The sequence below is a fragment of the Bacillus sp. EB106-02-03-XG38 genome (assembly GCF_058792175.1).
The window spans coordinates 154,513-180,978 of the sequence record NZ_JBYTED010000002.1 but is presented as its reverse complement, the minus strand read 5'-3'; the positions used below and the strand labels follow the sequence as shown (position 1 = coordinate 180,978).

Annotated in this window: 27 protein-coding genes, 2 other RNA genes and 2 riboswitches; of the genes, 25 read left to right on the top strand and 4 right to left on the bottom strand. The window is 34.0% G+C overall.

The window, feature by feature from the left end:
- Nucleotides 1-155 precede the first annotated feature (155 nt).
- The gene (locus AC3WTI_RS10155; protein WP_097840400.1) at nucleotides 156-626 is read left to right on the top strand and encodes a GNAT family N-acetyltransferase; all 471 of its coding nucleotides are present in this window, start codon (nucleotides 156-158) and stop codon (nucleotides 624-626) included.
- Nucleotides 627-661: 35 nt separating this feature from the next.
- On the opposite strand, the gene mphL is transcribed toward AC3WTI_RS10155, so the two are convergent.
- Nucleotides 662-1,561: a macrolide 2'-phosphotransferase MphL gene (gene mphL, locus AC3WTI_RS10150; RefSeq protein WP_087958156.1), complete on the bottom strand. Its 900-nt coding sequence runs from the start codon at nucleotides 1,559-1,561 to the stop codon at nucleotides 662-664.
- A 541-nt stretch (nucleotides 1,562-2,102) separates the two neighbouring features.
- Between mphL and AC3WTI_RS10145 the strand changes: the two genes are divergently transcribed.
- From AC3WTI_RS10145 to pbuX, 3 genes are all read left to right on the top strand, one after another.
- The gene (locus tag AC3WTI_RS10145) at nucleotides 2,103-2,861 is read left to right on the top strand and encodes a type I methionyl aminopeptidase (RefSeq protein WP_087958157.1); all 759 of its coding nucleotides are present in this window, start codon (nucleotides 2,103-2,105) and stop codon (nucleotides 2,859-2,861) included.
- A gap of 105 nt (nucleotides 2,862-2,966) precedes the next feature.
- Nucleotides 2,967-3,068, top strand: a riboswitch (purine riboswitch).
- Nucleotides 3,069-3,174: 106 nt separating this feature from the next.
- Nucleotides 3,175-3,768 carry a xanthine phosphoribosyltransferase gene (locus AC3WTI_RS10140; RefSeq protein WP_087958158.1) on the top strand — a complete coding sequence of 198 codons (594 nt, stop codon included), beginning with the start codon at nucleotides 3,175-3,177 and terminating at the stop codon, nucleotides 3,766-3,768.
- Between the two features lie 3 nt (nucleotides 3,769-3,771).
- Complete coding sequence (gene pbuX / locus AC3WTI_RS10135; RefSeq protein WP_087958159.1) at nucleotides 3,772-5,094, top strand: xanthine permease PbuX; 1,323 nt, start codon at nucleotides 3,772-3,774, stop codon at nucleotides 5,092-5,094.
- A gap of 19 nt (nucleotides 5,095-5,113) precedes the next feature.
- Here the strand turns inward: pbuX and AC3WTI_RS10130 are convergent, their stop codons facing one another.
- Complete coding sequence (locus tag AC3WTI_RS10130; RefSeq protein ID WP_097840401.1) at nucleotides 5,114-6,277, bottom strand: DUF418 domain-containing protein; 1,164 nt, start codon at nucleotides 6,275-6,277, stop codon at nucleotides 5,114-5,116.
- A 199-nt stretch (nucleotides 6,278-6,476) separates the two neighbouring features.
- Between AC3WTI_RS10130 and AC3WTI_RS10125 the strand changes: the two genes are divergently transcribed.
- Nucleotides 6,477-6,632 (top strand): hypothetical protein, encoded by a 156-nt coding sequence (locus tag AC3WTI_RS10125; RefSeq protein WP_164970708.1) that lies wholly within the window; start codon nucleotides 6,477-6,479, stop codon nucleotides 6,630-6,632.
- A gap of 195 nt (nucleotides 6,633-6,827) precedes the next feature.
- Nucleotides 6,828-10,487 (top strand): dynamin family protein, encoded by a 3,660-nt coding sequence (locus AC3WTI_RS10120; protein WP_097840402.1) that lies wholly within the window; start codon nucleotides 6,828-6,830, stop codon nucleotides 10,485-10,487.
- Nucleotides 10,488-10,490: 3 nt separating this feature from the next.
- Here the strand turns inward: AC3WTI_RS10120 and AC3WTI_RS10115 are convergent, their stop codons facing one another.
- Nucleotides 10,491-10,745: a DUF3931 domain-containing protein gene (locus tag AC3WTI_RS10115; protein ID WP_000369740.1), complete on the bottom strand. Its 255-nt coding sequence runs from the start codon at nucleotides 10,743-10,745 to the stop codon at nucleotides 10,491-10,493.
- Between the two features lie 72 nt (nucleotides 10,746-10,817).
- On the opposite strand from AC3WTI_RS10115, the gene AC3WTI_RS10110 reads away from it, so the two are divergent.
- From AC3WTI_RS10110 to ssrS (AC3WTI_RS10090), 5 genes are all read left to right on the top strand, one after another.
- Nucleotides 10,818-11,285, top strand: coding sequence for a GNAT family N-acetyltransferase (locus AC3WTI_RS10110; RefSeq protein ID WP_087958162.1), 468 nt, complete (start codon nucleotides 10,818-10,820; stop codon nucleotides 11,283-11,285).
- A 21-nt stretch (nucleotides 11,286-11,306) separates the two neighbouring features.
- Nucleotides 11,307-11,579: a YpbS family protein gene (locus AC3WTI_RS10105; RefSeq protein WP_000451816.1), complete on the top strand. Its 273-nt coding sequence runs from the start codon at nucleotides 11,307-11,309 to the stop codon at nucleotides 11,577-11,579.
- A 2-nt stretch (nucleotides 11,580-11,581) separates the two neighbouring features.
- Complete coding sequence (locus AC3WTI_RS10100) at nucleotides 11,582-12,415, top strand: sulfurtransferase (RefSeq protein ID WP_087958163.1); 834 nt, start codon at nucleotides 11,582-11,584, stop codon at nucleotides 12,413-12,415.
- A 116-nt stretch (nucleotides 12,416-12,531) separates the two neighbouring features.
- A non-coding RNA gene (ssrS, locus tag AC3WTI_RS10095) (6S RNA) lies at nucleotides 12,532-12,714 on the top strand.
- A gap of 21 nt (nucleotides 12,715-12,735) precedes the next feature.
- A non-coding RNA gene (ssrS, locus tag AC3WTI_RS10090) (6S RNA) lies at nucleotides 12,736-12,919 on the top strand.
- Nucleotides 12,920-13,040: 121 nt separating this feature from the next.
- On the opposite strand, the gene AC3WTI_RS10085 is transcribed toward ssrS (AC3WTI_RS10090), so the two are convergent.
- Nucleotides 13,041-13,490, bottom strand: a complete 450-nt coding sequence (locus AC3WTI_RS10085) for a hypothetical protein (protein WP_001235514.1) — start codon at nucleotides 13,488-13,490, stop codon at nucleotides 13,041-13,043.
- Nucleotides 13,491-13,573: 83 nt separating this feature from the next.
- Between AC3WTI_RS10085 and AC3WTI_RS10080 the strand changes: the two genes are divergently transcribed.
- The 14 genes from AC3WTI_RS10080 to AC3WTI_RS10015 all read left to right on the top strand — a co-directional run bounded on the left by AC3WTI_RS10080 (nucleotide 13,574) and on the right by AC3WTI_RS10015 (nucleotide 26,410).
- Complete coding sequence (locus AC3WTI_RS10080; protein ID WP_048527104.1) at nucleotides 13,574-13,885, top strand: hypothetical protein; 312 nt, start codon at nucleotides 13,574-13,576, stop codon at nucleotides 13,883-13,885.
- Between the two features lie 3 nt (nucleotides 13,886-13,888).
- The gene (locus AC3WTI_RS10075; RefSeq protein ID WP_097840403.1) at nucleotides 13,889-15,124 is read left to right on the top strand and encodes a glutathionylspermidine synthase family protein; all 1,236 of its coding nucleotides are present in this window, start codon (nucleotides 13,889-13,891) and stop codon (nucleotides 15,122-15,124) included.
- Nucleotides 15,121-15,507, top strand: a complete 387-nt coding sequence (locus AC3WTI_RS10070) for a DUF350 domain-containing protein (protein WP_000606860.1) — start codon at nucleotides 15,121-15,123, stop codon at nucleotides 15,505-15,507. Before AC3WTI_RS10075 ends, AC3WTI_RS10070 begins: the two co-directional genes overlap by 4 nt.
- 125 nt (nucleotides 15,508-15,632) lie before the next feature.
- Nucleotides 15,633-15,798, top strand: a riboswitch (M-box (ykoK) riboswitch).
- Between the two features lie 343 nt (nucleotides 15,799-16,141).
- Entirely contained in the window at nucleotides 16,142-16,867 is a 726-nt protein-coding gene (locus AC3WTI_RS10065) for a P-type ATPase actuator domain-containing protein (RefSeq protein ID WP_087958164.1), read from the top strand.
- A 130-nt stretch (nucleotides 16,868-16,997) separates the two neighbouring features.
- Nucleotides 16,998-17,864, top strand: coding sequence for a 5'-3' exonuclease (locus tag AC3WTI_RS10060; RefSeq protein WP_097840404.1), 867 nt, complete (start codon nucleotides 16,998-17,000; stop codon nucleotides 17,862-17,864).
- 358 nt (nucleotides 17,865-18,222) lie between these two features.
- On the top strand, nucleotides 18,223-18,363 hold the full coding sequence (locus tag AC3WTI_RS10055) for an FbpB family small basic protein (RefSeq protein WP_048527108.1): 141 nt from the start codon (nucleotides 18,223-18,225) through the stop codon (nucleotides 18,361-18,363).
- A gap of 329 nt (nucleotides 18,364-18,692) precedes the next feature.
- Nucleotides 18,693-19,886 carry an acyltransferase family protein gene (locus AC3WTI_RS10050; protein WP_097840405.1) on the top strand — a complete coding sequence of 398 codons (1,194 nt, stop codon included), beginning with the start codon at nucleotides 18,693-18,695 and terminating at the stop codon, nucleotides 19,884-19,886.
- Nucleotides 19,887-20,630, top strand: coding sequence for a YveK family protein (locus tag AC3WTI_RS10045; protein ID WP_097840406.1), 744 nt, complete (start codon nucleotides 19,887-19,889; stop codon nucleotides 20,628-20,630).
- Nucleotides 20,617-21,237 carry a CpsD/CapB family tyrosine-protein kinase gene (locus AC3WTI_RS10040; RefSeq protein ID WP_141478104.1) on the top strand — a complete coding sequence of 207 codons (621 nt, stop codon included), beginning with the start codon at nucleotides 20,617-20,619 and terminating at the stop codon, nucleotides 21,235-21,237. Before AC3WTI_RS10045 ends, AC3WTI_RS10040 begins: the two co-directional genes overlap by 14 nt.
- 18 nt (nucleotides 21,238-21,255) lie before the next feature.
- The gene (locus AC3WTI_RS10035; protein WP_097840408.1) at nucleotides 21,256-21,894 is read left to right on the top strand and encodes a sugar transferase; all 639 of its coding nucleotides are present in this window, start codon (nucleotides 21,256-21,258) and stop codon (nucleotides 21,892-21,894) included.
- Between the two features lie 37 nt (nucleotides 21,895-21,931).
- Nucleotides 21,932-23,368: an oligosaccharide flippase family protein gene (locus AC3WTI_RS10030; RefSeq protein ID WP_142305785.1), complete on the top strand. Its 1,437-nt coding sequence runs from the start codon at nucleotides 21,932-21,934 to the stop codon at nucleotides 23,366-23,368.
- A gap of 3 nt (nucleotides 23,369-23,371) precedes the next feature.
- The gene (locus tag AC3WTI_RS10025; RefSeq protein ID WP_097840410.1) at nucleotides 23,372-24,586 is read left to right on the top strand and encodes an O-antigen ligase family protein; all 1,215 of its coding nucleotides are present in this window, start codon (nucleotides 23,372-23,374) and stop codon (nucleotides 24,584-24,586) included.
- The gene (locus AC3WTI_RS10020; protein ID WP_097840411.1) at nucleotides 24,561-25,361 is read left to right on the top strand and encodes a glycosyltransferase family 2 protein; all 801 of its coding nucleotides are present in this window, start codon (nucleotides 24,561-24,563) and stop codon (nucleotides 25,359-25,361) included. The genes AC3WTI_RS10025 and AC3WTI_RS10020 overlap by 26 nt, the downstream gene beginning before the upstream one ends.
- Complete coding sequence (locus tag AC3WTI_RS10015) at nucleotides 25,358-26,410, top strand: glycosyltransferase family 4 protein (RefSeq protein ID WP_087958172.1); 1,053 nt, start codon at nucleotides 25,358-25,360, stop codon at nucleotides 26,408-26,410. The genes AC3WTI_RS10020 and AC3WTI_RS10015 overlap by 4 nt, the downstream gene beginning before the upstream one ends.
- Nucleotides 26,411-26,466: the final 56 nt, after the last annotated feature.

The following is a 26,466-nucleotide window of genomic DNA, read 5'->3' as shown; positions in this document are numbered from 1 at the left end:
GGATAGAAGAATGCTTTATACATATACAGTAATGTCGCAAGAAGAAGCAGAAGAAATTGCGTATAACTGGCAGTATGAAGCGAAGTATAAAGAAATTTATGAGTTATAAAAAAGAGCTGCTTACTTGCAGCTCTTTTTTTAAGGGGGATAGAAGAATGCTTTATACATATACAGTAATGTCGCAAGAAGAAGCAGAAGAAATTGCGTATAACTGGCAGTATGAAGGGAAGTATTCCTTTTACGATATAGGGGCAGATGAAGAAGATTTAGCTGAGTTTTTAGAGGGAGAGAGTAGAGGAAATCATACATTTTCTGTGAAGGAAAATGGCACTCTCATTGGTTTTTTTACTGTTTGTAAAATAAATGATGGAACGGTTGATATAGGTCTTGGAATGAGACCTAATATAACTGGGAACGGATTTGGTTTACAGTTTATAAACGCTATACTAGCTTTTAGTAAAGAAAAATACGGATGCAAGTATATAACACTATCAGTAGCTACATTTAATGAGAGAGCTATTAAAGTATATAAAAGGGCAGGATTTGAAGCAGTTGGAACGTTTATACAGAAGACGAATGGTAGCTGTTTTGAGTTTTTAAAAATGAATTATATATGTGAAAAATAAAAAAACAGAAGAGGGTTCTTCTGTTTTTTGCAACTTCATTCACTTACAGTTGATAGCATGTGTACAGCTATTTCATGCATGTCTTTCAAACCTGATACTTGAGCGTATTCAGCAACAGTGATACAACTCGTTGTTAGAAGCTCGATAATATGTTCATCCATTCTTGACCAAGTTTTACCGCCAGCGTTGTCATAAGAGTGAATTAACCTTGTTAGTCCATCCTTTCCAAAGAGTAGGTAATGTGATGTGAAATCTATAGATACATCACCTATCCCTACTTCTGTCCAATCGATTAATCCAGTTACTTTATTTTTATTATCAATCAGTATATGACCTGGATGGATATCCCCATGCTTTACTCCTACGTGAGATGGCCAAAAAGAGTCTTCAGCTAGCCATGCTTGCCAACGGTCCCATAAGTTTTGATTGATGTGGTATTGTTCTTTCACTCGATTCATCCTTTGTTTCATAGAAGTTCTTAATTCATTAGCAGTAAGAACTTCAACACCTATATTATTAAATTTTTGATGAGGTAATGAGTGTAAATTCGCTAAAACTTTTCCTAAGGAAATATAGTATTCAGTTGGTACATCCTTTTCGTTAAAGGTCCATATATAACCTTGTTGTTCTATATCGATAGTAGCCGCAGGAACGCCACTTAGTTGTTTATAAGCAATTAGTTCCTCAGAAAATATAGACCAATCAGGAACTTGGAATTCTGCATGTTGTTTCATGATTTCTAATGCTTCTTTTTCAAGTAGAGCATGTCTCATAGATTCTCGTCTACGAGGAATTCGTAGTATCCATTTATCTCCGTTTTGTTCTTTCACGTGTGCTACTTGAAAGTCAACGCCAGATTCATTAATTTCTATTGAATCTTCTAATATATTTAGTCCTTCCTTATTTGCTAATTGTTTCACTTTAAGTGTATTCATTTTTATTTCCTCCAAATGTTTATTCTAATTTCAATGTTTTCATACGTTTTCTGTTACGAATTGTTTCTAACTACATCCATATGATTAAAGTAGCAAGATATAAGAAAATGTAATCATAAAAAACCACAGACGGGCTTCTGTCTGTGGTTAAGAGTAAACGAGGATATAATGAATAAGCGTCTCTCTTTGTATCAAAAAAATATACGAAAAAAAGACAGATGTATATCTGCCTTTCTTCATATGGAAAGTATATTCTTCCGTTGAAGATTATTAAAAATGTGCAGACTAATCCCGTTTACTCTGCTTTATGAAAACAGAGCCTTTGAACATATTAAGTTACTTATTGTTCAAAGTTTGCTGACGTAGTCTTCCTGCGTGCATCATCTTTAACAATCCTCCTTATAGTATAGTGTTACTATACTTTGTTTATAAATAAACATCAACAAAAAATACTAGATGTAATATTAATTGAAAGTCTTGGAAGAGTATGTGTATGATTGAAATTTAGTAGCAAATAGCAAGATTAGTAAGGAGATGCAGCGTGGTTACAATTAAAACAAAAAATGAAATAGATTTGATGCACGAATCTGGGAAGTTACTTGCTTCGTGTCATAGAGAAATTGCAAAAATGATGAAACCGGGTGTGACAACAAAAGAAATTGATACGTTTGTTGAAGCGTATTTAGAAAAGCATGATGCAATATGTCAGCAGAAAGGATATAACGGGTATCCATATGCAACGTGTGCATCTGTAAACGATGAAATGTGTCATGGATTTCCGGCGGATGAACCTTTAACTGAGGGCGATATTGTAACAATTGACATGGTAGTAAACTTAAATGGTGGTCTTTCAGATTCTGCTTGGACGTATAGAGTTGGAAATGTTTCAGAAGAAGCAGAAAGGTTATTGGTAGTAGCTGAGAATGCATTGTATAAAGGAATTGATCAGGCGGTAATTGGTAATCATGTAGGAGATATTGGCTATGCAATTGAAAGTTATGTAGCAAATGAAGGTTTTTCTGTCGCACGAGACTTTACGGGACATGGAATCGGTAAAGAGATTCATGAAGAACCAGCAATTTTTCATTTTGGAAAACAAGGACAAGGGCCTGAGCTGCAAGAAGGAATGGTAATTACAATTGAGCCAATTGTCAATGTAGGTATGCGATATTCGAAAGTAGATTTAAATGGATGGGCTGCAAGAACGATGGATGGGAAATTATCAGCGCAATATGAGCATACAATTGCGATTACAAAAGATGGGCCAATCGTTTTAACGACACTTGAAAATAATATGTAAGAGTTTACAAAAATCGAACGAAAATGATGTTTTTATAAAATTTGTACGTGTTTTTATTAAGAAATACTTTTCAAAGTATAAAAAGTGCGTTATAATCCATCTATAAAATAAATAGTTAGCTACACTCATATAATCGCGGGGATATGGCCTGCAAGTTTCTACCGAAGTACCGTAAATACTTTGACTATGAGTGAGGACGAATATATTTGCTTGTTTAGCATTCTTTTTTGCGAAACTCCAAAAGCGCGTCTCTCACTTGTAACGAGTGGTGGCGGCTTTTGGAGTTTTTTATTGCATAAGAGGGGGAACAAACATGAAAGTATTACAAGAAAAGATTTTGAACGAAGGAAAGGTTTTATCTGGTGACGTATTAAAGGTAGATGCATTTTTAAATCATCAAATTGACCCAGTACTTATGCAAGAGATTGGAATAGAATTTGCTAAACGTTTTAAAGAAGAGAACATTACAAAAATCGTGACGATTGAATCTTCAGGCATTGCACCAGCTGTTATGGCTGCATTAGAGCTTGGTGTAAAAGTAATCTTTGCAAGAAAACGTAAATCGTTAACGTTACAAGATAATATGTACGTTGCAAACGTATATTCATTTACGAAACAAGAAACGAATGAAATTTCATTATCTCGAAATCATATCGATGAAACTGATCGCGTTTTAATTATCGATGACTTTTTAGCAAACGGTCAGGCTGCTTTAGGCTTAATGAGTTTAGTAGAGCAAGCAGGAGCAAGTATTGCAGGAATTGGGATTGTTATTGAAAAAGCATTTCAAGATGGAGGAAAGAAGCTTCGTGAACAAGGCGTTCGTGTTGAGTCACTAGCAGAAATTGCATCACTTGATAACGGCACAGTTACATTTGTACAGCAAGAAACTGCGGAGGTGAAATAAACGATGAAGCAACATCCATTTAAAATCGCATCGCTCGGTATGCAGCATATGCTTGCTATGTATGCTGGTGCAATTATCGTTCCGCTTATAGTGGGCGGTGGACTTGGTTTAAATCAAAAAGAGTTAACATATTTAGTCTCAATTGATTTATTAATGTGCGGCGTTGCGACAATTTTACAAGCATTATCAAATCGCTTTTTCGGTATTGGACTTCCAGTTGTGCTTGGTTGTACATTTACAGCGGTCGGGCCGATGATTGCAATTGGGAAACAATACGGCGTGTCTTCTATTTATGGAGCAATTATTGCTGCCGGGTTATTCGTTGTTATCTTTGCGAAATTATTTGGAAAGCTTGTAAAACTGTTTCCACCTGTTGTAACAGGATCTGTCGTTACTGTAATTGGAGTTACACTAGTTCCAGCAGCAATTAATGATATGGCTGGAGGAGTAGGAAGTAAAGATTTCGGTAGTCTTGAGAATTTAGCATTAGCATTTGGTGTGTTACTATTTATTATCATTATGTATCGTTTCTTTGACGGATTTATTCGTTCAATCTCTATTTTACTAGGTCTATTGTTCGGTACAATCGTTGCAGCATTTATGGGGAAAGTAAGCTTGCAAGCAGTTGGAGAAGCGGATTGGTTCCATGGTATTCAGCCATTTTACTTCGGTACACCAACATTTGAATTGACACCAATTATTACGATGATTTTAGTTGCTTGCGTAGGGATTGTAGAAGCAACAGGTGTTTACTTTGCATTATCTGATATTTGCAATAAAAAGATTGGTGAAAAAGAATTAACAAAAGGGTATCGCGCAGAAGGATTAGCGATGGTGTTAGGTGGTATTTTCAACGCGTTCCCATATACAACATACTCTCAAAACGTAGGACTTGTTCAATTAACTGGAGTAAGAAATCGCGTTATTATTTATACTTGTGGTGGTATGTTAATCGTTCTTGGGTTCATTCCAAAAATCGCAGCTATTACAACTATTATCCCAAAATCAGTACTTGGCGGTGCGATGTTAGCAATGTTCGGTATGGTAATGGCATATGGTATTAAAATGTTAAGTAGCGTTGATTTTGGTAAACAAGAAAACTTATTAATCGTTGCATGCTCTGTCGGAATCGGACTTGGAGTTACAGTCGTTCCTACTTTATTCTCACAACTTCCTGAAAATATTCGTATTTTAACAGATAACGGAATTGTACTTGGAAGTGCGTCAGCAGTACTTTTAAATATCGTATTTAATATGGTGCCACAGCGTAAAGTGAAAGTAAAAGAAGAGCCAGTTGCTATGCAAAGTGCGGTAAGAGAAGCGTAAAAAGAAAAGTAAGGTCTCGTTATGAGACCTTGCTTTTCTTTTTAAGTGGCATTATTTTTCCGTACGTACCGAGGCGCCAAATGTACTCAAGTGGCCCGTATTGGTAGCGTGATAGCCACCAGCGGCTAATAAAGATTTGCAACGTGTAGAAACCGATGCAGAATAGTGGTCCTACCCATAATGGAGCAATATAATTATTTTTGAACAATAGTCCGAATACAAGTAACGTAACAATTGTATGCGAGATGTAATTTGTTAATGCCATTCGACCAACGTATTGGAACGGGCGTAATAATGTTTGCCATCTTTCTTTTTGTAATAAGCGCATAAGCGTGAAAATATAGAATATGAATAATGTCTTTCCGCTAAACATTGCAAGTCCTTGCATATAAAGTGGTTCATATGCCGATGTAGATAAGAAATAACGAACCATAAAGAACCAAAACGGTAATGTTAAAACGAACATAATGATCTGCCATTTTTTTAGTTTTGGATCTAACTCTTTCGTGCGACGGAAAATATCTTTTTTACCAGCATATAAACCGAGTAAAAATAATCCGAGTGTTTCTGGGAGCATTGAAATATTTAGCCCTATTCCTTTAGCATAAAATTCATGGAAACGATTTTGTATTTGTGACACCCAGTCTTCAAGTGGCATGATTGGTAAGGATAGCCCAAGTTCATTCTTTGGCATGAAGGCAATACCAATACTAGCAATTAGCATAAGAAACTGAAAAATACTTAATAAAACGATTGCCCATATTAAAATGGTACGAGGTTCTCTCTTATAAAATAAAAACAAGAAAAATCCAGCGATTGCATAAGTATGTAAAATGTCTCCATCCCATAAAAGAACGTAATGTAAGAAACCGAATAATAATAAAATAAGTAAGCGACGAACAAATAAAGTTTTTGGTCGATCTGTTTTCGCTTCAGCACGAGTCATAAAAATGTAAAATCCTAGGCCGAATAAAAACGAAAAGATAGTATAAAACTTCGTTTGAATAAACATATCGTAAAATAGACGGATATAACTATCTAGCCCCTCATAAACTCCTGAAAGATCACGTGAGTCAATCCCAGCGATAACAGGCCAGTTAACGAGAAAAATACCTAGTACAGCTATTCCTCTAATAATATCGATGGAGTGTATCCTCTCGCCTTGTGAAATATTTTGTGTCATTATTTTCCTCCTCGTTAAGTAATTCCCTTTTATTATACAAAATGTAAAGAGAAGGGTATATAGGTAATTTCCAATTTTTAAAACTGTTAAGATATGTATTATGAGATATAATAAGAGTGCACAACAAGTTTTAACTTTCTTCAAAACAGGCAGTAAAGCTCCTTTCTATAAGGGGCTTTCTTTATGAAAAGTATTGATAATGATTCTCTTTAATGATAAAATGTATTTAAAAGTGATAATCATTATCAAAAAAGGTTGGTGCATCAGTATGGTATATGCATTAGTAGCAGGTACAGTCGCTGTATATGCAGTTATTGCAAAGTATGTTTTAAATGGAGTAGGAACAGCAAAATGAGTGATATGACATAAAATCCCTTTCATTTGTAAAAAGAATGAAAGGGATTTTTTATTTTTAATGAGAATATGCTGAAAATTTAGTATGATAGTAAAGTGAAACTGTAATCAATGGATAGGTGTAACTCGCACTGATTACAAGCTCGCAAATAGCGGGGAATAGTATTATACATCTAGGATAAAGGGGAACAAGGGGATGACAAACATAGTACAGACAAACGGTATGAAAAAACTTGTTTGTTTTTATGAAGAGTGGCAAAAACACGGCGATGCAGAGAATAGTGTAAAGTTGTTTGAGGTGATTCAAAAGTATAAACAAGAGCAGCTCATGATCGCGTTCTGCGGTCACTTCTCGGCAGGAAAATCAACGATGATGAATCATCTATATAAAGCGCAGTTATTACCAACAAGTCCGATTCCGACAAGCGCTAACGTTGTCAAAATTGAAAAAGGAATGGATCGTGTTGTTGTAACAGTTAAATCTGGAGAACAGTACGAGTATGACGGTGCATATTCAGCTGAAGAATTAAAACAAATTTGTAAAGATGGTGATGAGGTAATTGGTGTTCACATTTATCGGAATGATGCGCCAATTCCTGAAGGTGTTATGTTAGTTGATACACCAGGGATTGATTCAACAGACGATGCCCATCAACTAGCGACAGAATCAACGCTGCATCTAGCAGACGTAATTTTTTATATGATGGATTATAATCACGTCCAATCGGAAGTGAATTTGCAATTTGTTAAAGAATTGAAACAACGTAATAAAACGGTTTATCTCGTTGTAAATCAAATAGATAAACATAAAGAAAACGAATTATCGTTTGAAAATTATAAAGATAGTGTAAAACAATCGTTCTCTAATTGGGATATTGAAGTAGATGGAGTGTATTATACGTCATTACGAATGATGAACCATCCACATAATGAAATTGGAAGCTTAGAAACGTTAATTACTTCTATTATGAAAGAAAAAGAGCAGTATGTAAGAGATGGAATGGAGAGAGAAACAGAATATTTAATGGGGGAACATTTCTCTTTTATTCTTTCCGAAAATGAAAAAGCTCTTTTGAAATATGAGGAAGAGTTAGCATCACCGCTTCCCATTTCAGAGATAGTTGAAAAGAAAGAAGAGCTAACGGAAACGAAACATCGCGAGGCTAGTAAACAGTCTCATGTGAGAAACGAATTTATAAAAGGATTACAAGCTATATTAGATAACGCGTATTTAATGCCATTTGAAATGAGAGAGTTGGCAAATGCGTATTTGGAAACGAAATTAACAAAGTTTAAGGTTGGTTTGCTATTTGCGAAAGGAAAGACGGAGCAAGAAAAACAGAGACGTTTAGATGTTTTTTATTCTGCTTTGCAAAAGACTGTTGAAACGCAACTTGATTTTCATGTGAAAGAATTTATTGTTGCCTTCTTAAAAGAAGAAGGATTGTTTACAGAGGAACTTGGGAAAGACATATATGCTTTAGAGATTGCTTTTAGGCCAGAAATGTTGGCTGAAGTTATTAAACAAGGGGCAGGTTTCACAGGTGATTACTTACTTCTTTATACAGCGGATGTAGCGAATGAACTGAAGAAACGTTATTTTACAAAAGCACAGCAAATTTTTGATAAAAGTGCAGTCGTTTTAAAGCAAAAAGTGAAGGAAGCAGTTGCTCGCATTGAAGAAGAGATTGAAAAATATGCGATGTTGCAAACGGCAAAAGAAACGAAATTGCAATACAGTAACAATTTGGAGACATATGAAAGTTATTTGCAAAATGTTTGGCATGAGCGTGTTGCTACACCAGAAGGATTGCAAGTAGAGGAGATATTGCAAAGTAAGAAACAAATTGTTAGTGAGAAATTCACACTACAAGAGCAGGAAGTTGTAAATGGTAACGTAGCGGCTCATGAGGAAGAGATAAAAGGAACGGCAGCTTTAAATATTCAGCGCATATTAGAGAAAGTGAAGAAAGCGGAAACGATATTAGAGCCATTGCCAGCGCTAAAGCACGTGCAGCAAGAGGTAATAGAAAAAAGGCGTCGTGTGGAAACGAAACAATTTACAGTAGCGTTATTCGGAGCTTTTAGTGCCGGTAAATCATCATTTGCCAATGCATTGCTTGGTGAGAAGGTACTTCCTGTGTCACCAAATCCGACGACGGCAACGATTAATCAAATTTTGCCGGTTACAGAGGAAAAACCACACGGAACAGTAATAGTTCAATTTAAATCAAAGCAAGCTCTATTAGAAGATATGAAAGCTGTATATAAGCTATTTCATTATGAGATTACTACGTTAGATGAAGCGTTAGCACAAATTGATAAAGTTATGAAATATCCTTCACCAACTGGGAAGCAAAAAACAACATTTAGCTTTTTACGAGCGGTACAAAAAGGGTATGATACGGTTTCTGCTCATTTAGGGGAGCAAGTACAAGTTACATTAGAAGAGTTTTCTGATTATGTAGCGAATGAAGAAAAATCGTGTTTTGTTGAGTACATGGAGCTGTATTATGATTGTGCATTAACAAGGCAAGGTGTAGCGCTTGTAGACACACCTGGAGCGGATTCTATTAACGCCCGCCATACAGACGTTGCGTTCCAGTATATAAAAAACGCAGATGCTATTTTATTTGTAACATATTATAATCATGTGTTTTCTCGTGCTGACCGTGAATTCTTAATCCAGCTTGGTCGTGTAAAGGATACTTTTGCTCTTGATAAAATGTTCTTCTTAATTAATGCGGCCGATTTAGCAGAGTCTGAAGAAGAACTTGAAATGGTAAAAGGATATATCGCAGACCAGCTACTGCAATACGGTATTAGAAATCCGCGTTTATTTGCAATTTCAAGTTTATGTGCGCTTGAAGAGAAACAAGGAAAACATATTGAAAAAGAGAAATACGGTATTTTACAAAACTCTGGGATTGCTAAGTTTGAGGAATCATTTACATCCTTTATGATGAGAGATTTAATGCTCGTATCTGTTCATGCTTTATATGGTGCATTGCAAGGAGCAGATCAGCTTTTATTAAATATGATAAATGGTGCAAAGCAGGGGAATGAAGAGAAAGAGAAGCAAACGAAAAAATATGAAGCAGAGCGTGATCAACTACTTCATATTATTTCATCATATAGTGTGCTTGCTGAAGAGCAGGCGATGCAAAATGAAGTGAAAGAATTGCTTTATTACGTACAACAGCGTCTGTTCCTACGCTATAACGATGTGTTTACTGAATTTATTAATCCAGCATCGCTTCGAACGGATGGAAATGTAAAAGTGCAGTTGCAGCAGTGTGTTATGGAATTAGTAGCATTTATTCAGCATGATTTATTACAGGAAATGCGTGCGACATCATTACGCCTTGAAAAATGGATAGATGAAGCAATGAAACGTGCAAAGAATGAAATTGTGGTGAATTGTAAAATAGAAAATGAATCAATTTCTATGAGTGGAACAGTGGAATATGAATATAAAGATATTACACATAAAGAACCGTTCCCTTCAGTTGAAATAAAAGATTTCAAAAAAGCATTGGCACATTTTAAAAATGAAAAAAGCTTTTTTGAAAAAAATGATAAAGCTTTCATGCAAGAAGAGGCTAAAGTTGTATTAGAGCCTTTCGTATCAAACTATGTAGCTGATGAAAAAGCTTTATTTATTCATCATTATAAGCAAGAATGGGATATGAAATGGAACTTATTCCAAAAAGTGATGCAGCGAGATGTTATGAACTATTATGAAAGTATATTATTTGCATTGGCTGAAACGATTGATGTATCACTATATGAACAAAGTAAAGAACAATTGCAAAAGCAGTTAGTGGAGATTGAAAAAGAGATTTATGTGATTTAGTCGCTATGAGAAAAAGATTCGTTCAATTTTCTTTTGCAGTACTGTATCTAAAGATTTGACAAACCCAGCAAATTCATCGGTAGAAATCATATGAGTAAGAACGAGTCGTCTGCCGTCTGGTGTTTCACCACATAAGACGAATGAAGAAAATTCATATGTTTTGTTTTCTACTACTAATTTTGGATAGGAATACGTGTCGCTTTTCTTCTTCTTTCCATCAATAGAGATGACGTTGCATTTTTTCTCATTGTTGTCCATGATGAATCCCTCCTTTCTATTACTTATGGTAGACAAGGAGGGTTTAGAACAATAGAGAAAGGGGAATTTTTTATGAGTGTAGTAATAGAACCTATTCCGAAAGAAGCGATACCGAGACCTTTATTATTGCTTGCTGATCCAAGTGAGGGGCAAATTGATACATATGTACACAGAGGATTAACATATGTAGCTAAGCAAGAGGAGAGTGTTATCGGTGCATATGTTCTTTTGGAAACAAGGCCTAAGACAATGGAAATTATGAATATTGCGGTTGTAGAGCATTTGCAAGGAAAAGGGATTGGAAAGAAGCTATTAAGTCATGCCATAGAAACTGCTAAAGGATATGGTATGTCAAAACTTGAAGTTGGTACAGGCAATTCTAGTGTTTCACAACTTGCTTTATATCAAAAATGTGGATTTCGTATTTTTTCTATTGATTTTGATTACTTTTCGAAGCATTATGAAGAAGAGATTATTGAAAATGGGATTGTATGCCGTGATATGATTCGGCTTGCAATGGAATTAAATCAGAACGTATAACTTATTTAGGGGGAAGAGAAGATGGAAGTACATAAAGCAATTACAGCACATTCTCGTAAACAAAATGAAAGTGTAAAAGCATGTTTACAATTAGATGCGCAGCGCGAAGCAGCTATTGAAGCAGCTGTATCTCTTGCATCAAATGGGAAAGAATTTTCGGTTGATGTCATTAATGTTGTAACAAAGCAAATTAATGATCTTGCAAAAAATGGTGTTACACTAGAGCGTAAATATGTTACAGAAGAAATGGTTATGGAGTATGTAAGTCGTTTACAAGAGAAAGAAGGTCGTTAAAGATGATAGTTACAGTCGAATGGTTACGTGAGCATATAGAAGATGAGAACGTCCGTATAATCGATTGTCGTTTTGATTTAGCGAATCCTAATTGGGGTAGAGAAAAGTATGAGGAGGAACATATTCCTCGTGCGTTATATTTTGATTTAAATTTAGATTTATCAAGTCCTGTAAAAGAACATGGTGGTCGCCATCCGTTGCCAAATATTGAGGAGTTTGCAGACAAGCTTTCGCAAGCTGGTATCGATGAACATACGACAGTAATTGCATATGACAGTCAAGCGGGTGCGAATGCTTCGCGTCTCTGGTGGTTATTAAACTATGTAGGACATGAGAAAGTATATATATTAGATGGCGGATTTCCAGCTTGGAAAGAGAATGGACTACCGGTAACAAAGGAAATTCCTGTTGTTAAACGAAAAGCATTCAAAGAAAATGTACAAGATCATATGCTTATAACGATGGAAACGGTCAAAGAGAATATTCATGCAGGTGCAGATGTTACGTTAATTGATTCTAGAGAGCCAAAACGCTATGCTGGTGTAGAGGAACTTGTTGATCCAAAAGCAGGACATATTCCAACAGCAGTAAACTATTTTTGGAAGGATGGAATACTGCAATCAGGACAATTTAAGAATGAAGCTCAGCAACAAGAACGATTCCAAAATCTTGCGAAAGATAAGGAAACAATTGTATATTGTGGTTCTGGTGTTACAGCATGTCCGAATATACTTGCGTTAAAATTAGCTGGATTCCAAAATGTTAAATTGTATGCAGGTAGCTGGAGTGATTGGATCTCCTATCCAGAAAATCAAATTGCAAAAGAAGAAGATTAATCACTTGCATGCAAAAAAAATTTGTATTAAAATAAGATCACAAGCAAGAGATTGCTCGAAAAAATTTGTATTTTACACATTAGAAACAATGTGATAATATAACGACAAGTAAATAATACATCCTGCGGTGTACGTAACTTATTTATGTCTAAAACCGATGTTAGTTATACGGAAGCTCAATATTTAGCGACCATCATCAAGCCTTCCTTGTGGAGGAAGATGTACGGTAACTGTGAGGGCATCCACCTGCGAGTAGCGGGTTTTTGGACATTTACGAGGAGCGGCACGTGCGGGGGTCTTATTTCAACTAACATTATATAAAATTCCTACGGTGTACGTAGCTTATGCATGTCTTAAACCAATAAGTTTAATATGGAAGTTCAATATTTAAATGTAGCTAACATGCCATCTTTTTAAGAAGGAAGTTACAAACATTTGTGAGAGCATCCACCTGTGAGAGCAGGTTTATGGACATCTAGAGAGAACGGCATATGTGGGGCTAAATAAAAACCTTACGTTTTATACGTAAGGTTTTTTTGTTGCATATATATCCATTAAAGTCCGATTGGTGAGGGCTAATAATCAGTGGGGGATGAAGTAAGCCCCCACTGATTAAAGTTTCACTTTATCTCGATTCACCTGTGAAGTTCCCATAATAAATATAGCATTTTCTGTCTTCATCAATTTCTCTTGAATCTAAAGTAAACTCCATATGCATGCCGTCGCGCTGAATATATATGATATCTGAATGAAGAGATGGTAAAATTTCTTCATAGTTCCATACATCTTTACTTTCAATCAAGTTTGAACTCGTATCCTTTAGCTCCCTAATTTCAAAACCGATGTGGAAGTAAGTAGGATCTGAAGGATCGTTAGAGAAAGTTTCTTGTTGAATATATATAACTGCTGTTCCGTCTGGATCTACTGAAGTTGCAGTGACAACATATGTATTTTTATCTTTTATAAAATATTCACAAGTCATGCGTGCGATGATTTCAGAATTAGAAATATTTGCATAGTTCCATAAAGCTGGATACCCTTTCGTTTCATCATTAAGTCGATATTCTAAGCGCATTTTATCCCTCTTCTTCCTTTTTCTTCTACTTTATCATGACATCCTATATAATAGGAATAGAATTTAAAAAGGGGAGTGCGAAGGTGACAAAAACGAAATGGCTAGTTGGTGGTGTCGTAACGTCTTTAATGACTGGCACCTTATTTGGTTGCGCGCAAGATCTTCCCCCAAAACCGAATGATAAGAGTTGTTCAGATTGGGATTGGGATGATGAGCTTGGGGTATGGCAGTGTGATGATAGTAGTTCAGGTTATCGTGGGCATTATTTCTATGGTGGGCGATACTATCAAAATAAATCCAATTTTAAAAATTCATCGGCGTTTAAATCGTATCAATCGTCTGCCGAATTTAAAGGGGGAATTGGAAGCGGTTCAAAGGGAGGATTTGGGGGTTAACATATGTCGCAGTACATAAGGGATCGAAAAGAGTTTTATTCGATATATCCGGATTTTTGGTCGGATTTATATGAATGTGAGTATAGTTTATTTCATGTTTTCTCTATAACAAATGAGACTAGGAAACAATTGCAATTAGCAACTGAACGAATGGGGATAATATTTTTTAAGACTGCTAGACTTTTGCGTAATTTAAGTGATGAACAGCTTCTTGAACTTGGATTTCCCCCCGCAAGCTTATCGTTCATTAGAATGAAAGGATTATATCCTGAATCTGTTATTTCACGATTTGATTTCGTTTTAACAGGTGATAACCAAATAAAAATGCTTGAGTTTAATAGTGATACACCCACCTTTATTATGGAATGCTTTCAAATGAATGGGGAAGTTTGTGAAAAGCTAGGGTATGATGATCCAAACTTAGGTCAAGAGCGATTGCTATCCTCTGGTGTTACAAAAGCTGTAATGGAAGCGACCAAGGGAATAGACAACCCAAATGTTGTTTTTACAGCACATCATGAACATATTGAGGATTGGAATACGACGATGTATTTGAGTCATTTATGCCATGTTGAAAATAAAGTAGTACCCATGTCAGAACTTAGAATTACAAAAGGTGCTTTAGTGGATAGAGATGGAGTAAAGATTGATGTTTTATATCGCCAAACATATCCAATAGAAGATTTAATTGAGGATCAAGATCCAGAAACTGGAGATTTGGTTGGTGTGGAGTTGTTGCAACTTGTAAAATCTGGAAAGCTTTTTATTATAAATCCTTTGTCATCATTTTTACTTCAGCCAAAATCAATTCAGTGTCTAATTTGGGGGCTAGCAGAAGAAGATGTCTTTTATACAAATGAGGAACGAAAGTGGATTAAAGAATATATGTTACCTACATATTTAGAACCAGATTTATTTTTAGGAAAAGGTTCTTTCGTTCAAAAACCTTCATTTGGTAGAGAGGGAGATACAATTACCGTTCGCGATAAGGACGAAAATATTATGATTCAAAATGTACACCAAACGTATAAAGCGTCACTGCCGATATTTCAAAAGTATACAGAACTTCCAGTCGTATCTTTGGAAACAGAGAAAGGGATGGAGAAACTGTCGTATGTATTTGGTTCGTTTTTAATTGCGGGAAAAGCGAGTAGTATCGGTATTCGCGCTGGGGAAAAAATTACGGGTAATGAATCGTACTATTTACCGGTAGGTATAAAAAAGGAGGAAAGTACATGATTAATTTTTTATTATATTTAGCAGTCACACTGGGACTTTTATGCATTGGTCTATTCCTGATGGAAGTGACAACGAAAGTGAAAGAATTTAAGTTAATGGCCCAAGGAAATAAGGCGGTAAGCTATGTGCTTGGAGGGCGATTACTTGGGTTAGCGATTGTTTTATATTCAACAGCAGCTAATTCTATTTCACTTCTTGATATGGTTTCGTGGGGAGCAGTTGGGATTTTAGCTCAAATTATCGTCTTTTATTTAGCTGAGTGGCTTACACCGCGCTTTAATATAAACAAAAGTCTTGAAGAAGATAATCAAGCAGTCGGTCTTTTTCTTATGTTTTTATCGCTTTCCATTGGGATTGTAATTGCTGGATGTATCACTTATTAAGAACTTTACGTTTAAACGTAAAGTTTTTTATTATGTCTACGTTAGTTTGTTATACCTTTTGAAAAAATTGTAGGCTACTGTTGACATCTATTTTAAATAAGAGTAACATTTTCTATGTAATAAAAATAAGTCTCTGTTAGGTGAGGCTCCTGTATAGAGAAATGCTACTGCCCAAAAATGTCGAGAGACGCCAATGGGTCAACAGGAATGATCGAATTAAGGTTTTTCTTAACGTAGCTGGTAATGTACCTATGCTATACAGTGCTAAAACTCGGCGAGGGAGAGGTCCGTAGATTTCTAATTATATTAGGAATCGTTTATTTGTGTATGTCATGACCTTTACTCTTTTCGGAGTAAAGGTCTTTTTGTTACAAAGCTATGAGTAACATCATAATATAAACTATAAAATTAAACGAGGAGGTGAGGAGCATGTCAAATTCTGACTCGGTTCCGTTACCCATATACTTCAAATCAAAAATATATGATGTAGGCAGGAAACGACTTGTTCCTCCCTCTATATTTATCATTATGTAGCGTTTGTTTTCATATTTAAGCGCTAGACACTTTTATGTTAAAGTGGATAAATTGAGAAACAAAGCGTTTCTTCCTATGTTGTACAGGAGGAGACGATAATATGTTATATGCAAACAAAACTGTGGGTAACACGTCATATAAATTAAGTAAAAAATCAATGAAAGAACAAACATTGCTTCAAAAAAATAAAGATTTATTAATTGAAATCGCAACGAGAGATGTAAAATCTGTATTTGCGTATTTTAAAACAACAAGAGACGGATTATCTATGAAAGAGGCGCAAAAACGTATTCAAGTATACGGTCGAAATGAATTAACTTCAAAAAGAGCGCGTATTGCAGAAGTCATGATGAAGCTAAGTGGGATGATCCCAGGTCTTTCAAAGCAACATGTGCGTGATGGATTACAATGTGAGAAAATTACTGTCTCTCGAGTAGAATGTTCTAGTGTATCAGGGTTAAACGGTGAATTGAAAATGATGAATTTGCCAGTACAAGAGCTTGTTCCTGGAGATATGATTTTTCTTTCAGAAGGTGATACAGTACCAGCAGATGTACGTATCATTTACGCGAATGATTTATTAGTAAATGAATCTGTGTTAACAGGAAACGATGCAAGTATTGAGAAATTTGAAAGCTGCTATCATCTTGAGCGCAAACGATTTATTCCTTTAAAACGAATGAAAGACTATAATCCACTTGAACTTGAAAATGTATGTTTCAAAGGGACGTATATTGTTGGTGGAAATGCAAAGGCTGTAGTTGTTTCTACTGGGAAAAATACGTATTCAGGAATTCTTCATACTTGCTGTAGTAGAACGTCTTAATGTGTAAATGATGCTAAATATACAAAAACAATGTATAATAGACAAAGTTAAAAAACGTAGAATGGTAATCTATTTATATAACCTTACGTAATGACGTGAGGTTATTATTTTTTGTAGTAGGAGAGGAATTATGAAAAAAGTATTATTAGTTGATGGTATGGCATTATTATTTCGTGCTTTTTACGCAACAAGTGTCTACGGACAATTTATGAAACGACAAGATGGTACCCCTACAAACGGGATTCATGGTTATATGAAACATTTATTAACATCTATGCAAGCAATTGAACCGACACACATTGTAACATGCTGGGATATGGGAAGTACGACATTTAGAACAGAATCGTTCTCAAATTATAAAGCGAATCGTGCAGCGCCGCCTGAAGAATTAATTCCGCAATTTGATTTAGTACAAGAAATGACTGCGAAATTGTCTATTCCAGTTATCGGTATGAAAGGGTATGAAGCGGATGATTGCATCGGTACGCTTGCAAAACAATACTGTAATCAAGCGAAAGTTTACATTTTAACAGGTGATACGGATTTACTTCAGCTTGTTGATAAGAACGTTACAGTTATGCTCTTGCGCAAAGGTATCGGAAATTACGAATATTACACACCAGAGAAGATCATGGAAGAAAAAGGTGTGGAACCGTGGCAAATCGTGCACGCAAAAGCTTTCATGGGAGATACGAGCGATAATTACCCAGGTGTAAAAGGTATCGGTGAAAAAACAGCGTATAAACTGATTCAAGAGCATGGAACAGTAGCAACTGTACTAGAAAATGTAGCATCATTAACGAAAGCCCAGCGTACAAAGATTGAAAGTGATTTAGAGAATTTAAATATTTCATTACAATTAGCGCAAATTCATTGTGAAGTTCCAATTTCATGTTCACTAGAAGAAGGAGTACACACAATGGATGAAGAAAAACTAAGATTCGTTTGTAAAGAAATGAATTGGGGAAGACCTGAAATATTAATCAATATGCTGTAAATAGTTTAGAAAGAAGGATGTTGCATGAGTCGAACTTTGACTAGGTGGCACCTTCTTTTTTATTTTGGAACACAGTGTGTAAGTCAGCGAATGTATATGAAACTTCGCTAGAAATATCTATAAATATTTCGACAAGGTAATTGATATAAGATGGCGTAAATGGCGATTTATGTAATGAAATAAAGCGATTAGAAAACTGCTTTAGAAGGATCTCTTTTTTCGTGTTCACAAAGTTGTCAGAAAATAAACGTAATTTTCATATGAAGTTCAAATGGAATTCACAACAATCAATTATTATAAGAACAACCAGATAATTCTTTATCTTTTATATAAACCATCCCCCAAGGAGGACAATAAAATGAGAAAAAAAGTGAGAAAATCTTTTAAACAACTATTAATTGAAAATAAACAATCACTATTAAATAATAAAGAAAATATGAAAGAAATTGAAGAGAGAATTGAGAAACGACATGTCGCATATAGTGGCTCTAGCAACTAAATAAGGTAAAAAAGATAGCCGATAAAGGCTATCTTTTTTTGTTTTATATTGAAATAACTATATTTCCCTCTTTAATTTTTGTAAATATACAAGATATTTTCATAGTGTTTTTCTACCAATTTTTTTCATTTTTCGAGGTTTAAATTGGTATATACCAATTTAAGAGGTTTACTATTCATAATATTACAAAAAATGTTACAATACATTCAAAATTACGCTATAAATCATTTTAATATGAAAAATTGGAATGAAATGAAAGGAGAGGAATATGAATAATGGTGTCGCTTTGAAATGATTATTATCATTTCATTAGGAGTTGATATAAAGCGATGAATAGGTATGAAGAATTGGATTCAATTAGAGGGATTTCTTCATTGGTAGTAATGATTGGTCATCATTTAATGATTTTTTCAGTATTTCAAAATTACAGTTATGAAGATAATAAACCATTTGTTATGTATCTATTAAAAGAAACGCCTGCTCGCTTAATTTTTAGTAGTGGTAACGAATCTGTTATTATCTTTTTTGTTTTGAGTGGATTTGTTTTGTATAGATCCATTCAAAACAACTACGATAGTTATGTGCCGTTCCTTTTAAAGCGTATATGCAGAATTTATATTCCATATATCGTAGCAATACTTATAGCTATTTTATGCCAAACTACAATGAGTGAATATGGAATTCCTTATTTAAGTGAATGGTTTAATCGCTCATGGACGATTGAAAGTTCTTTAAGCTTAATCGTGCAGCATATATTATTGGTTGGGAAATATAATACAGATGCATATAACGGCGTAATTTGGTCACTTGTTCATGAAATGCGAATATCAATAATTTTCCCGTTAGTTTTGATGGTTTGTTTACGAAAAACGTTGAGGGATTCGTTATTGACATTGTTTAGTTTTAGTATATGTTCTGTCGTGATTCTATTATTATTTCACTCAAGTTTAACATTAACAAGCTATGCATTAACCCTGCATTACACAGTACTGTTTTTACTAGGAGCACTAGTTGCGAAGTATAAAAATAATTTAATAGTTTTTTATAGTAATCGTACTAAAAATGAGAAAATTGCATGGTTTTTATTTGCGGTTTTACTTTATATGTATGAAGGGCTTGTTGGAGAAATTAATTTGCTTAATAATTTTATATTTCGAGACTACGTAGTAGCGATAAGTGCATGTTTATTTGTCATATTAAGTTTGTCAGTATCAACTTTGTCATCCTTGCTGCGTAATAAATACTTGTTATATTTGGGGAAGATTTCTTACAGTCTTTATTTATACCATATCATATCGTTATTTTCCCTTATATACATGCTCCATGAAATATTGCCGTTGCCAATTATTTTAATTTTTTCACTCGTTTTTTCGTTTATACTTGCAATGCTTTCATATATATTTGTAGAAAAATTTGCATTCAGAGTCGGAAAGTATGTAACAAAGCAAGCGAATAGAAAGAAGAAAGGGTTATCTGTAAAGAACGATGTGCAGAATATGAATCAGACAAAGGCGGTGAAATAATTGAAGCAGGAAATGAGTATAAAAGATTTTCAACAATTATTGAAAAGAAGATTCGTAACGATTATTTTAACAATGAGTTGTTTAACCGCTTCTTTAATTCTTATCTCTATGTACGTATTAAAGCCTTCGTATCAATATTCAACGCAAATTCTCGTTGGGAATTTAGACGGGTTTAATAAGGAGAATGCAGTGAATAAAACACAGGAAAATAAGCAGCTTGTAACGTCGTATGTTGATATTTTAAAAAGTCCACTTATTATTTCAACAGTCAAAAAGACTTTAAACTTAGAGCAATCAAGTTATGAATTAGCTCAAAAGATTTCAGTGGTGAATATGGACAATTCACAAATTGTTACTGTTACAGTAAAAGATTCGGATCCTACAATCGTAAAAGAAATTGTAAAGTCATTGGCAGAACAATCTCAAAAAAGCTTTCAACAGTATACAAATGTACAGGGGGTAAAGATATTAACTGATCCTGAGTTACAGGAAAAAGCTGAAAAGTTGTTTCCAAAATTTCAACTTATCATCCCTATCTCTTTAATTGTTAGTTTTTTTGTTGGGGTAGGTTTAGCTGTATTTCGAGATTATTTTGATGAACGTATATATGTGGAACAAGATTTAGAGAAAATAACAACAATCCCTGTTATTGGTAACATAAATATGAAACCGAAAAGAAAAAAGAAATCTACAGAAATTGATACGAAATCATCTGTATATCGAGGTGAACATGTCGATGTTTAAGACGAAGAAAAAGCTGCCATTTGATCCTCATGATGCTCTAATGAAAGAGCAGTTTTATATGGTGTATCATGAGCTGAAAAAATCGGGGAAACAAGTGTTCACAGTAAGTTCAACAAAGGATAGAGGCGTTGTTGCTTCGCTTATAGTAAATATGGGTCTAGTGTTTGCGGAAATGAAAAAAAAGGTGCTACTTATCGATGTGAATTTTTCTGATCCTAAATTACATCTACTATTACAAAGCAATTATACGAAAACAGTGAACGATATAATAAGTGATGCCCCTTGTAGTTATGAATCTTTTTCTAGTAATTTATCTAAATACTTATATTGTATTCCAGCTCAAAAAACAGTACACAGCGGTACGCCTTTAGTTACTACGGATGAATTTGATCATGTAATTGCAAAATGGAAGGAAGATTTTGATTACATTTTCTTGTATTCCTCTGAAGTATTTGAGCTTCCTGCTACGCACATGATTGCAGGGAAATGCGATGGAGTGGTCTTAGCGGTTAAAAAGAGAAAAGATTCCCTACGTACTGTGCAAAAAGTGATAGCAAATATAAAGAGGAAAGAATGTGAATTAATAGGTATAGTTTTATATTCTTGAATGTGGAGGTAACGATCTATGATTCGTGAAACAAATCAAGCCAAGTTGTATACGATTCCGGCTCAAGAAAAGACCAGTATTTTGAATCGAAGTATAAAGCGCTTGTTTGATATTATATTTTCACTCATATTGTTACTATTAACGCTACCAATTATGTTGTTCTTTTGTATTATGATTGCTTTCGAAACAGCAGGAGCTCCAATTTATTTTCAAGAACGTTTAGGGATTAATGGGAGGAAATTTAATGTACTAAAATTAAGGTCGATGGTAAAAGATGCTGAAATAAACGGACCACAATGGGCAGATGAAAATGATTCAAGAATTACTAAAGTGGGATCATTTATAAGAAAAACGAGAATTGATGAGTTGCCGCAACTTTTAAATATTTTAAAAGGTGATATGTCTTTTGTTGGACCTAGACCAGAGAGAGAGTATTTTTATAAACAATTTGATGCGTATATTCCAGAATTTAAAAGTCGTTTAATTGTGAAGCCAGGGTTAACAGGATGGGCACAAATAAATGGAGGATATAATCTTGATCCGAAAGAAAAGTTGAAATGGGACATGGAGTATATTGAAATGAAAACGATTAAGATGGACATTCATATTTTATGTAAAACCGTTTTAATCGTATTGAACGGTAATGGTGCAAGATAAATATATGTAAGTAGGTTGCTTGCAAAGGAGAGCAGGTATGGGGAGATCTATTTTCAGTAATATCATCCATCTATTTTATAGCACGATTTTAGCTAATCTTCTTCAGGCTGTTAGTTTAATTGCTTTAGCAAATTTTTTTAATGCGCAAAATTATGGGATGTTTAGTGTTGCTATAGCAGTGACGTTTGTTATGTTATTTTTTACAGATTTAGGACTTACGAATACGTTTCTTCGAGAAGGGGCAAAAGATGGAGTAGACTTAGAGACGATTTTATCGTCGTATATAAAAGTAAGGATGATTCTACTTATTTTTATTTCTATAATTGGCTATATTGCTATTCATTATATGTATGCGGATAGAAATTTGATTTATATGATGATAAACGTAATGTTTTTCATGTTAATAGGATTAACTTGGCAAAATATAGGGATTGCCTACTTTCAGCTGACGGAGCGTATGAAGTATATAGCGCTTATCAAAGTTGTATCAGCGGCAGTTGTCATTATCATTACATGTTTTTGTATTTTCGGAGAGTTACCGGTGTATGTAACAGCTCGTTTATATGCTTTTGGGTATATGATCGGTGGTTTATTTAGTATATATATCATGAGAAAAAAGACGAAAATGAATATGAAAGTCGTAATTCAAAAAGCGTTATTTTGGCAATTGACACCGTTTATTATTAGTGGTTTTTTAATAATGAGTACGCCACAATTAGCACCTATCTTACTTAACTATACATTGCCATTAAGTATGGTAGGTGTTTTCGCAGTGGCGTATCGGATGCCAGCAGCTTTATATCAAGTGCCAGGGGTGATTGCAGGTGCATTTTATCCAGTACTGTTTAAGTATTATAATCAGAATAATTTAGAAGAGCATACGAAATTAAACTTACTTCAAATAAAATCAATGGCGATTGTGGGAATATGTATGACGATAGGTTTATATCATTTAGCGCCATACTTTATTTCTATATTTTTTCACGAGGAATGGAGAAATGCAGTAGAGCCACTCCAAATATTATCATTTCTCATTGTGCTGCAAAGTTTAAATATTGCTATAGCTGATGGCTTAACAACGAGTGGACGTCAAAATAAAAGAACGGCTGTGCAATGTATAGCATTAGTGATAGGTGGGATTATGCTTTATAGTTTTAGTAGTATTGGTGGAGTAATAGGAGCAGCGTATGCTATGGTTTTATTTGAAATTGTAGCTTTAGTTGGGTATATAGCAGTAAGTGTAGTGAAGGGGAAAATTGTATTTCAAATTGTCATACCTTATTCAATTTATTTTGGCGTAACTTTTATTGGAGTGCAATATATATTGCATACATATCATTTCATTGCGCTCGTTCTGAATACATTAATCGTAGTAGTTGGTATATTCCTATATGATTATGAGCTAAAAAAACTTCTTCTTTCGTTTATAAGAAAAACACGCAAAAAGGATTATATTACGAAACAGGGGATATAGCCTATGGAAAATAATATGAAAATATCGATGAAATGGATTGTGCTCTTAATATTATTTGTCATGTTAAGTAAATACAACATATATATTGGATTTTCGCTGAAGATATATATGATTTTTTTAGTCATATATTTTTGTTTAACAGTTAAAAACTTTCATATTCAAAAGCTATATTTTCATGAAGTTGTATTTTTACTTTTTTATTTCATCTATTGTTTGAGTGGAATCCTTTCTATATATTTAAATGCTAGTATTCGTATGATTTTTGGTGTGCTACTTGTTTTAGGGTGTTATTTTATAATGAGAAATTTAGTAGGAAAAGTTGAAATGGCGACACTGGAATCATCTATTGCCTATGTAGGATTGGTATTTAATATTGTAAGTCTAATACTGTATATAGTCGGTCTACAGCACTTTGGATTATACGGTGGAGAAGAAAGGGAAATTTTTGCGGGGCTATTAGTTGATAGAGGGTATCCAAGATTAATTGGTTTGTTAGATGATCCTAACATTTTTATTTTTTATAATACAATATTTTTTATGTATTATATGACAAATCTACATAATGTGACGAACATTTTTGGATTGATTTTATGTGTTACGACAAGTTTATTAACTTTTTCAAGAGGAGGAATATTAGCACTCGTGCTTGTCGTTTTTGTATATGTATGTACATCTAGTTTTGCAAAAAAAATAAAAATAATAATGAGTTTACTATTGTTTGGCGTAGTAATTTTTAGTTTATCGAATAGTGTAATGGGCGGCCAATTGGATGACATATTGAATAAACGAATTTCTGATTTTTCGCACGATAATGGAAGTGGTAGATTTACGTTATGGGAAGCTGCTTTTAAATATTATTTATCCAATCCATACATCGGAATCGGCGCGTTTAATTTTTCGAATTATTATGAGTTTCAATTTAATGAAAAATTATATGTACACAATACATTTTTAGAAATTTTGTCTGAATCAGGTACAATTGGTTTTCTTTTATATAGCGCGTTTTTAATTATATTAATGTTCAAGTTAACGCAGTATACTTTGTTTCGTGAAAAACCGTATCTTTTATTGACCATGATTGCATTTTTATTTCAGATGATGTCATTGTCACTCATTATTAACGAAGCGTTCTTTTTATTTTTAGCAATTGTTGTGAAGTACATTTCAATCTATGAAGGAAGGGGAAAGATAGATGGTAAAATGTCTATTAGCACTTAATAAGGCGCCTCATGTTTCCGTAATAACACCTTCTTATAATAGTATACGATTTATAGGTGAGACGATTTTATCTGTACAAAATCAATCATATAAAAATTGGGAAATGATTATCGTTGATGACGCGTCAACTGACCAATCTCTTGCAAAAATTAAAGAGATAATAGAAGGAGACTCGCGTATTAGATTATTATCATTAAAAGAAAATGTTGGTGCTGCTAAAGCTCGGAATTTAGCAATTAAAGAAGCACGAGGAAGGTATATTGCTTTTTTAGATAGCGATGATATATGGTTACCGCATAAATTGAAGACCCAATTGTTATTTATGGAAGAAATGAATGTGTCCTTTTCATATGCATCATATAGTTTAATAGATGAAAACGGTAATGAACTAAATCGAGAAGTGAATGTACCGAAATCTGTTGACTATCACTCTTTGGTAGGAAATACAATTATCGGATGTTTAACAGTGATAATTGATCGTGAAAAAATTCCGCATATTGAAATGCCTAGTGTACAACCGGAAGATACAGCGTTATGGCTGAACTTATTACATGAAGGGCATGAAGCGAAAGGGATACAGCAAGTGTTAGCGAAGTATCGAATTGTAGCAAATTCGGTTTCGAGAAATAAAATGAGAGCAGCTTTTCGATATTGGAAATTATTAAGGGAACAAAAACGATTGAATGCAGTGCAAATTTTTTACTATTTTAGTAAGTATGCTTATCATGCCTATAGAAAAAATAAAATCAATGTAGTTGGGAAGACGCAATTATGAATATACTGTTGATGACAGATAAATTGATAACTGGCGGAGCCGAAAATTATTTCTGTAAATTGGAAAGCAATTTGCGTTATGAGGATTTTAAGGTTTATACAGCTGCAGGTGATGGAGAACTATATGAATCTCTTACTAGAAAAGAAAATTTTATGTTACTTAGTCGATGGAATCATTTGAGAAATCTTTATTACTTACGAAACGAAATTTGTAAACGAAAGATAGAACTTATACATGCAAATAGTTTGCGAATGGTATTATATGCTTTTCTACTTCAAAAATTTATGAAAAAAAAGATGAAAATTGTGTATACGAAACATAATGTAACAATATTAGAAAAGAAAATGCCAATTCTTTTTCGTTATTTTATGAATAAATATGTGAACAATATTATTACAGTAAGTGAGTTTGAAAAGAATAATTTACTTTCAATGCATGTAGCAGAAGAGAAAATAAAGACAATTTATAACGGTGTTGATATAGAAAAGTTTTTATTCCAGCAGAAAAAGAAAGAATCTATTTATAAAATAGGGATATTAGCTAGACTATCCAAGGAGAAAAACCATCAACTATTTGTAAAAATTGCAAATGTGTTGAAAGAGAGAAATGATTTTAAGTTTTATATTGCTGGTGATGGACCAGAGAAAGAATCTATTATGAAAGAAATAGAAAAGTATGGATTGCAACAAAGTGTAAAGATGTTAGGGAATATTTCCGAGCCACATAGGTTTATAGGGAATATGGATGTCTTACTTTTATTATCTTTTCGTGAAGTGTTTCCAATGGTAGTAATTGAAGCAATGGCTACAGGAACACCAATTGTTTCAATAGATGTTGGCGGTATAAATGAGGCAGTAATAGATGGAGAATCAGGTGTGTTGATACCTGAATATTGCGAATCTAAATTTGCAGATGCACTGGAGAAATTACATGGAAATGAAGAAAAGGTGAATGATATGAGAGAGAAAGCGCGAGAAAAAGCGGAACGAAATTTCTCGTTATTTAAAATGATAGAAGAAACGAAAGATATATATGAATTAAACAAATGACTGTTGAAGTCGTTTGTTTTTTTAATTATAGAAACTTTTAAGAGAAAACTCACATA

Excerpts from the sequence above, each read along its gene's own strand:
- AC3WTI_RS10155 (WP_097840400.1), top strand. The coding sequence starts at position 156 with ATGCTTTATACATATACAGTAATGTCGCAAGAAGAAGCAGAAGAAATT.
- mphL (WP_087958156.1), bottom strand. The coding sequence starts at position 1,561 with ATGAATACACTTAAAGTGAAACAATTAGCAAATAAGGAAGGACTAAAT.
- AC3WTI_RS10140 (WP_087958158.1), top strand. The coding sequence starts at position 3,175 with ATGAAAGTATTACAAGAAAAGATTTTGAACGAAGGAAAGGTTTTATCT.
- pbuX (WP_087958159.1), top strand. The coding sequence starts at position 3,772 with ATGAAGCAACATCCATTTAAAATCGCATCGCTCGGTATGCAGCATATG.
- AC3WTI_RS10130 (WP_097840401.1), bottom strand. The coding sequence starts at position 6,277 with ATGACACAAAATATTTCACAAGGCGAGAGGATACACTCCATCGATATT.
- AC3WTI_RS10125 (WP_164970708.1), top strand. The coding sequence starts at position 6,477 with ATGATTCTCTTTAATGATAAAATGTATTTAAAAGTGATAATCATTATC.
- AC3WTI_RS10120 (WP_097840402.1), top strand. The coding sequence starts at position 6,828 with ATGACAAACATAGTACAGACAAACGGTATGAAAAAACTTGTTTGTTTT.
- AC3WTI_RS10115 (WP_000369740.1), bottom strand. The coding sequence starts at position 10,745 with ATGGACAACAATGAGAAAAAATGCAACGTCATCTCTATTGATGGAAAG.
- AC3WTI_RS10110 (WP_087958162.1), top strand. The coding sequence starts at position 10,818 with ATGAGTGTAGTAATAGAACCTATTCCGAAAGAAGCGATACCGAGACCT.
- AC3WTI_RS10105 (WP_000451816.1), top strand. The coding sequence starts at position 11,307 with ATGGAAGTACATAAAGCAATTACAGCACATTCTCGTAAACAAAATGAA.
- AC3WTI_RS10100 (WP_087958163.1), top strand. The coding sequence starts at position 11,582 with ATGATAGTTACAGTCGAATGGTTACGTGAGCATATAGAAGATGAGAAC.
- AC3WTI_RS10085 (WP_001235514.1), bottom strand. The coding sequence starts at position 13,490 with ATGCGCTTAGAATATCGACTTAATGATGAAACGAAAGGGTATCCAGCT.
- AC3WTI_RS10075 (WP_097840403.1), top strand. The coding sequence starts at position 13,889 with ATGTCGCAGTACATAAGGGATCGAAAAGAGTTTTATTCGATATATCCG.
- AC3WTI_RS10070 (WP_000606860.1), top strand. The coding sequence starts at position 15,121 with ATGATTAATTTTTTATTATATTTAGCAGTCACACTGGGACTTTTATGC.
- AC3WTI_RS10065 (WP_087958164.1), top strand. The coding sequence starts at position 16,142 with ATGTTATATGCAAACAAAACTGTGGGTAACACGTCATATAAATTAAGT.
- AC3WTI_RS10060 (WP_097840404.1), top strand. The coding sequence starts at position 16,998 with ATGAAAAAAGTATTATTAGTTGATGGTATGGCATTATTATTTCGTGCT.
- AC3WTI_RS10055 (WP_048527108.1), top strand. The coding sequence starts at position 18,223 with ATGAGAAAAAAAGTGAGAAAATCTTTTAAACAACTATTAATTGAAAAT.
- AC3WTI_RS10050 (WP_097840405.1), top strand. The coding sequence starts at position 18,693 with ATGAATAGGTATGAAGAATTGGATTCAATTAGAGGGATTTCTTCATTG.
- AC3WTI_RS10040 (WP_141478104.1), top strand. The coding sequence starts at position 20,617 with ATGTCGATGTTTAAGACGAAGAAAAAGCTGCCATTTGATCCTCATGAT.
- AC3WTI_RS10035 (WP_097840408.1), top strand. The coding sequence starts at position 21,256 with ATGATTCGTGAAACAAATCAAGCCAAGTTGTATACGATTCCGGCTCAA.
- AC3WTI_RS10030 (WP_142305785.1), top strand. The coding sequence starts at position 21,932 with ATGGGGAGATCTATTTTCAGTAATATCATCCATCTATTTTATAGCACG.
- AC3WTI_RS10025 (WP_097840410.1), top strand. The coding sequence starts at position 23,372 with ATGGAAAATAATATGAAAATATCGATGAAATGGATTGTGCTCTTAATA.
- AC3WTI_RS10020 (WP_097840411.1), top strand. The coding sequence starts at position 24,561 with ATGGTAAAATGTCTATTAGCACTTAATAAGGCGCCTCATGTTTCCGTA.
- AC3WTI_RS10015 (WP_087958172.1), top strand. The coding sequence starts at position 25,358 with ATGAATATACTGTTGATGACAGATAAATTGATAACTGGCGGAGCCGAA.